The organism is Dehalobacter sp. 12DCB1, assembly GCF_004343605.1.
Taxonomy (GTDB): Bacteria; Bacillota; Desulfitobacteriia; order Desulfitobacteriales; family Syntrophobotulaceae; genus Dehalobacter.
Genome location: NZ_POSF01000011.1, coordinates 363,747 through 370,658, shown reverse-complemented (window position 1 = coordinate 370,658; position 6,912 = coordinate 363,747). Strand labels below are relative to the sequence as shown.

Here is a 6,912-nt window from a genome sequence, read left to right as displayed (position 1 = left end):
TATTGTCTGGTAACTTTATTTTAACCGAGGTTGAGCTTTTTGGCTCGTTTTATTTAAAATTTGAATTTACACCATTATACGGACTTTATCTCGGGGAATTCTTAAGGCAGATCCTGCCGGTAGACCTCTTAAAATACGGGTTAATTCCCGAGTTTGTCGGAAGACTTCCTGTTATTGTCACCTTGGATGCCCTAGATCAGGATGCGCTAGTCAGCATTTTGACCCAGCCCAAAAACGCCTTGGTCAAACAGTATGAAAAACTGCTGGAAATGGACGGTGTAGGGCTGGAGTTTAAAGAAGATGCGCTTAAAGCCATTGCTGAAGAAGCGATTCGCCGTAATACGGGAGCGAGGGGTCTTAGGGCGATTATGGAAGAAATCATGCTGAATGTCATGTATGATATTCCAACCCGTTCGGATGTCACCAAATGCGTCGTTACCAAGGATACGATCCTTCAGCGAATTGAACCTGAGCTTATCACAGCGGATAGCAAGAAGGAAGAATCAGCTTAAGTAGAATAAATCTAAACCTATGAGATACTGTTAATAGTTTTATGCTATTGGCAGTATTTTTGTAAACTTAGGGTTTACGTCATGTACCCTAACCGCTCTTCGGCTATTGCGCCATCCATGGCGCAAAAAGCCGCGCTCCGCATCGTGCTCCGCTTGGCCGCGGATAGACTACATGACGTTAAATTTTGGGTCTATTAAGCCATCATATAAAGAATGCGGGATCAGAATCGAGGGGAATTCCGTATAAAGCTTCCAAGCAAATTTTACAGCCGCCGACGAATGAGTTTCGCCAGCGGCTGTTTTTAGTTTGAACGGCTAGTACCACAAATAATGAGTTGTATTCTGGCATGCAAACCTACTTAACCCTAAGATCAGTCTGGGGGGCACAGTTCCGCTGTGAGCGGAGCAGGATAGCGCAGCGCGGCTTTTTGCGCCAAGGATGGCGCAATAGCCGAAAAGCGGTATTGTGGCTCACAGACTTACCCTCACATAATGATAATGTAATATACAAAATGAAAAAACAACAATTTGAGGATACTGTTCTAGTCGAACTTCGCTGCAGCAATGATCCTTACTGTTAGCACTGCAAAGCAATGGGACATTGCCGTTATGGCATCGTCAACGGAGCTGTAGGAAATTAAGAAATCATTCAGAAAATCATCCGGTAAATCATAGCTTCTCCTGAGACGTTCAATGATGATTTTCCCTTCGGAGGCGGCCTGGGCAGGCGATAATAACTGCCAGTCCAATTGATCCATCAGATGGACATAGAGCGTAGCCGGGACCACTAGTTCCCCTTCGCGTTCTATCTTTATTAACCTGTTCAGGAACTTTTGCTTATCCAGCGATCCCGGTTTTCTCGATTCCGCTTGATTCGGAACTCCTGTTCGAGACGTGGATCCCTGACATTCCAGGACACCGATGCCCTTCTGGTATTCTTGCCAGAGGGTTTCTTCATTGATACCGAATCTTTTTAAGCGGTTCAGCAGGCTGAACTGGCAGACCGGACATAGGCTGGTCTGCAGGAAAAGAGCCTCCTTCACAGCTTGTTTGACGGTGATTCCAATCAGTTCTCCCAATTTGCTGTGTTTGCCGGCATAGAAGAGCCTGGAGCCAGAGTTGCTGTTGCAGATGATGACCGTCCCGTCTGTGCCTGATCCTGTGGCGATGCCCCTAGAATAGCAACTGCCTGCCATAAGCTCCTGCAGGGCAGCCGTTTTGGCTTCTGTACAAGTCACAAGTGCTCGGGTCAGGGTCTCTTCCGGAAGATCGGCATTGATATACAGCAGAATATTAATCGTTCCAGCCGGAATGTTTACCGTTTCCCCCTGCCGTTCATGGAAGAAAGCTGGATCACCGATCCGGCCGCCGTTCATTTCGATGCCGCCGGTTACCACTGCGGTGACGGTCAGATCTTCGTAGCTTGCTGTCCGAATAGCCGCATTATTCATGGCAGCAGCTGTCAGAAGACCTGCGGAGGCTTCAGGATCAAGACCCAATTCCGTGGCAATCAGCTTCATATGTTCCTCATAGACGGTTGGAGTGATGTCACACGTCAAGCCCATTCCCGAATTAATATCGTGGTTAAAAACAAATTTCAGGTTTTCACGGTAGCCACCGTTCAAATGGGCGGTACTCAGAACCTTGCGGTCATCCTTGAAAAAAATAATGATACTGTCTTTATAGCGCTCAACGGTATCACCTGTTTCGTAAGTCCACAGAAGCAAATCATTTTCCTCCGATCCTACCTAATAGTTCCCGGATGCTTTCGAACTTCTCTGCACCATGCTGTATCATGCCGGTGAGAAGGCTGTCAGCTTTGCCACCGGTAAAATCTCCTGTGTAATCCCACTGTTCTGATTCAGGTTCCACAATCATTACTTTTTTGTTTTTAAGGTGTAAAGCCGCTGAAACTTGTTCTAAATTGACGATGTTCCCGTACCCGAAAGGAACAGACAAAACAATGATCAGGTCCGCTTCGTTTAGAAGGTCTTCATTCATGTTAAACGCTTCGGCGGAGATGGGGGCAAAAGGAGCTTCTTCTGATACGGCAATGCCAAGTTCTTTGGCTTTTTTCCAGTCCGAATCTCCAATGTTCAGGACGCCGCAGCTCACTTGATAACCGGCCTGAACCAACTGTTCCATCAGATAGACACCGCTTCCACCTCCGCAGAGTAAATGAATACGTACATCCCTGGCAGCCTCACTCCGGTCCTTCTTTTTACTTAACGGAATAATATTAAAGCGTCCGGTGATTTCATTCGTCGAAATCGCAACTTCGATATGGTAGCTGTCACGGATCTTCTGGGCTGTAAGCACTTCAACGGGACTGCCATAAGCCACAATTTTGCCTTTATCCAGAAGAATGATTCTATGGCTGAATTGGGCGGCAAGGTTAAGATCGTGCAAAACAGCGATCACGGTCAGGCCTTTAGTTTTATTCAAACGATCCAGAAGCTCCAGCAATTCATATTGGTGCTGGATATCTAAATGAGAGGTTGGTTCATCGAGCAGCAGGACTTTGGGTTCCTGAGTTAAGGCTCTGGCCACAATGACTCTTTGCCGCTCACCTCCGCTTAGTTCGTTCACAGAGCGGTCCTTCAGGTGCCAGACGTTTGTCAGCTCCATCGCCCATTGAGCAATCTCCACATCCTTTTCAGAATCGCCCTCAAATCGCTTTTGATGGGGCATTCTGCCCATCAGTACCGTCTCCATGACAGAAAAAGCAAAATCCCCTCCGGTATCCTGGGGGACGACTGCAATCGTTTTGGCAAGATCTTTTTTCTTAATCTTAAAAATATCCTGATCGTCGAGCAAGACAACCCCCTTCTGGGGAGTAATTTCTGCGGTAATATTTTTTAGCAGGGTAGACTTGCCGGACCCGTTGGGTCCAATAATGGACACAAAACTGCCCCTGCTGATTTCCAGACTTAAGCTTTCCAGAATATTTTTACTGCCGTAGGCAAATGTGAGGTTACTGGCAATGATTGAAGGCTCCACTTATATTCCTCTCTCTTTCTTTTTCTTCAGCAGATAGATGAAAAAGGGCCCGCCAAAAAGCGCGGTAATGACACCGACAGGGATTTCCTGTGAACCCATGCATGTCCTGGCAATCGTATCGGTAATCACCAAAAAAGTTCCGCCCACTAAGAAAGAGAGCGGAAGCAGGATCCGGTGATCCGGACCGACTAGAATCCTAACAATGTGCGGAACTATCAATCCGACAAAACCAATCGAGCCGCAGGCAGCCACAGCGCCAGCTGTTGTCAGTGAAGTAGCGACAAGAAGAATAATCTGCAGTTTCCCAAGATTGATACCCAGATGCTGAGCGGTACTGTCGCCAAAAACCATCGCATTCATTTCCTTGGCTAAAGTAAATAAGACAATGATGCCAATAATCGTGAACGGAGCGGCAAGCTGGATATGTTCCCAGCTCTTATTGGCAAAACTGCCCATGAGCCACAGATAGATTTTATCGATATCTTCCGTATTTAAAACCATCAGAAAAGACATGACTGCTGACAGGAACGCACTGAGTGCGACACCTGCCAGTAGCAGTGTAGTGACAACAACTTTTTTTCCAACTCTGGCCAGGGAGTAAACAATCCAGGTTGTGAGAAATGCTCCGGCAAAACTAAAAACAGGAATTTCAATCATACCCAGGAAACCGGCTGCTCCTGTAACAATGGCGACCGTGGCTCCCAAACCTGCACCTGAAGATACCCCCATCACGTAAGGATCTGCCATTGGGTTTTTAAAAAAACCCTGCAGCGTACCTCCTATAACCCCTAGGGCTCCCCCGACCAAAGCTGCCAGAATGATTCTTGGAATACGCAGAGTCCAGATAATTGTCTGGTGGACCTGTGAATAGTCTTCCGCGTGAAACCAGTGATTCAATAAAGGTACTTTGCTCAGGATAACCCCGGCACTCTCTTTAAAAGAAATGTTCGCGGAGCCAATCGTTGTGCAGAAAATGCCCACGATGACCAAAAATAAAGTGAAGATGATCAGCAAGTACTTCCAATTTTTCCTGCTTTTTAATACATCCATGATTGATAACTCCGTTTATTTACCGAAAACTTCGGGATGAATCGTTACCGCCATTTGTTCCAGACCCTCGATAACTCTCGGGCCTGCTCTGCTGATCAGGTTGTCATCAATTGCAAATACCCTGTTGTTTTTCACGGCGCTTAAGACTTTATAGCCGGCTCGATTTTGGATATCTGCAGGGGTATGTGCATGGGTATTGATGATATAGTAATCCGGATCGGCTTGAAGCAAATTTTCCATGCTGTAATTATAATACCTTTCCGTGTTGTCGGCAGCAATATTAACACCACCGGCAACTTCAATAATATTATTGACAAAACTGGTTGAACCGGCTGACATCAAAGGATCATCCCAGATTTCAACAAATACGCTTGGTTTGGCCAGGCCTTTGACTTTGGAAGTGATATTTTCTACTCTGGTTCTCATATTTGCATTCAGCGCAGTAGCCTCAGCTTCCTTGCCGGTCAGAGAACCGGCCAATTCAATATTGCTGATGACCTGATCAATCGTATCGGCATCGAGCACAACGACAGTCGTGCCTAGTTCTTCAAGCTTCGTGATAACATCTTCCTGTACGCCGGCGGAGATAAAGACCATATCCGGATCTGCAGCGACAATCATTTCCACATTCGGGTCTTTAAAGCCGCCCATTTTTTCTTTGGTCAGCGCCTGTTCAGGATAGTCGCAGTATTCTGAAACACCAATGATTTCTTGATCAAGTCCAATGGCAAAGAGAATTTCGGTGATAGCAGGGGCTAAAGAAATAATTTTCTGGGGATACTTGTCGATGGTAATCTCTCTGCCCAGCGTGTCCGTAAACATCTTTTCCTGTTGGGCCTGTTGGTTTTTTGTTGAACAGCCTGTGGCCAAGCCAAGGGCCAGGGTAAGGACCATGGTCAGAATCAGCAGTAGTACAAATGGTTTTTTCTTCATAATCATTTCTCCTTTGTTTTGATTCTTTTAAGATAAAACAAAAACAAAAGTCTCTTAATTCTAAGAGACTTTCCCATTCTAAGTCGGCTTAATCATTAAAGGAAGCGTTTTTACCATACATCATCTTCCTAATCCGAGGCAGGTCTCCTGGCTTACGGGTCATTCTCCTTCCGGCCTTCCCGGATCATATCCAGTGGCATTCAGAATTCGTCTCCTCATTCTGAGGCACCTAGGATCAATCATTCATTTCTCATTTCTCTACGCTTACAATATTGCATAGAAGGCCCTTTTTGTCAATCGGATTTTTTTTTAGGAATCCTTCCTGCTTTCCGGACGCTTTCCCGTAAGAGATATTCAATATGAGCGTTGACGCTTCGGAATTCGTCGGACGCCCATTCTTCAATCATGCTGAATAACTTTGGATCGATACGCAGCGGAAAGTTCTTCTTGTCTGCCATTATCCTGCTCCTGCTGACGCCTTTTTTATTTTTTAATACAGAGTGCCGGTATTGAGTACTGGCTGGGCTGAACGGTCAGAGACAATTGCGACCAGCAGGTTGTTGATCATTGCCATCTTGCGTTCGTCGTCGAGTTCAATTGTCCCGCTGTTTTCCAACTGCTGAATAGCCATCTGGGCCATTCCGACAGCACCTTCCACAATTTTCTGACGGGCAGCCAGGATTGCGTTAGCCTGCTGCCTCTGAAGCATGGCGCTCGCAATCTCGGTGGCATAGGCCAGGTGGGTTAGGCGTGCTTCAATTACTTCCACGCCGGCAAGTGTCAGGCGCTCCTGAAGTTCCTTCGCAATTTCTTCGGCTACTTCCTCGGTGTTGCCCCTTAAGGAAACATCACCTTCTTCATAATTGTCATAAGGATATTTGGTTGCAACATGACGCAGCGCTGTCTCACTTTGGATTTCTACAAACTGTTCATAATTGTCTACATCAAATACAGCTTTAGCCGAGTCCACCACTTTGATCACGACAACTGCAGCAATTTCAATCGGATTGCCGTCGACATCATTGACTTTCAAACGTTCGCTGTTGAAGTTGCGGACTTTCAGGGAAATCTTTTTCGCGGCAACGAACGGAACCGTCAGCCAGATACCGGGTTCGCGGATACTGCCGATATAGCTGCCGAAAAATGTCAGTACTTTGGCTTGATTCGGCTGGATAACCTGGATGCCGGTTGAGACAATCAGTGCCAGAAGAAGCAGAACCACTGCTAGTACGATATTCGTGAATCCTGTTTCTTGAACTGAGGCAACAATATTAAATGTTGCAGCAGCCAAAAGGGCTAAAAAAATGAGAATGCCCAGGAACCCGTTAACTTTCCATGCTTTTTTTTCAATCATAGCTATCATCCTTTCTTTGTGAAAAACCAGTTTAAATCAAACTGGATCAAACATTTAATTGAT

Annotated in this window: 6 protein-coding genes, 1 pseudogene and 1 riboswitch; of the genes and pseudogenes, 1 reads left to right on the top strand and 6 read right to left on the bottom strand. The window is 46.0% G+C overall.

The annotated features are described in order from the left end of the window. A pseudogene (locus C1I38_RS05320) lies at positions 1 to 512 on the top strand (hypothetical protein); the annotation flags it as partial. A gap of 542 nt (positions 513 to 1,054) precedes the next feature. On the opposite strand, the gene C1I38_RS05315 reads toward C1I38_RS05320, so the two are convergent. The 6 genes from C1I38_RS05315 to C1I38_RS05290 all read right to left on the bottom strand — a co-directional run bounded on the left by C1I38_RS05315 (position 1,055) and on the right by C1I38_RS05290 (position 6,849). Further along, positions 1,055 to 2,239: an adenosylcobinamide amidohydrolase gene (locus C1I38_RS05315; protein WP_119775927.1), complete on the bottom strand. Its 1,185-nt coding sequence runs from the start codon at positions 2,237 to 2,239 to the stop codon at positions 1,055 to 1,057. A gap of 1 nt (position 2,240) precedes the next feature. Beyond that, entirely contained in the window at positions 2,241 to 3,512 is a 1,272-nt protein-coding gene (locus C1I38_RS05310) for a heme ABC transporter ATP-binding protein (protein WP_119775929.1), read from the bottom strand. Continuing rightward, positions 3,513 to 4,562, bottom strand: coding sequence for an iron chelate uptake ABC transporter family permease subunit (locus C1I38_RS05305; RefSeq protein WP_119775930.1), 1,050 nt, complete (start codon positions 4,560 to 4,562; stop codon positions 3,513 to 3,515). It abuts the gene before it with no gap. A 15-nt stretch (positions 4,563 to 4,577) separates the two neighbouring features. Continuing rightward, positions 4,578 to 5,495 (bottom strand): cobalamin-binding protein, encoded by a 918-nt coding sequence (locus C1I38_RS05300; RefSeq protein WP_119775932.1) that lies wholly within the window; start codon positions 5,493 to 5,495, stop codon positions 4,578 to 4,580. Positions 5,496 to 5,614: 119 nt separating this feature from the next. After that, a riboswitch (cobalamin riboswitch) is annotated at positions 5,615 to 5,799 on the bottom strand. Beyond that, positions 5,789 to 5,953: a hypothetical protein gene (locus C1I38_RS05295; protein ID WP_020491421.1), complete on the bottom strand. Its 165-nt coding sequence runs from the start codon at positions 5,951 to 5,953 to the stop codon at positions 5,789 to 5,791. Its footprint overlaps the riboswitch before it by 11 nt. Before the next feature lie 32 nt (positions 5,954 to 5,985). Next, on the bottom strand, positions 5,986 to 6,849 hold the full coding sequence (locus C1I38_RS05290; protein WP_020491422.1) for an SPFH domain-containing protein: 864 nt from the start codon (positions 6,847 to 6,849) through the stop codon (positions 5,986 to 5,988). Positions 6,850 to 6,912: the final 63 nt, after the last annotated feature.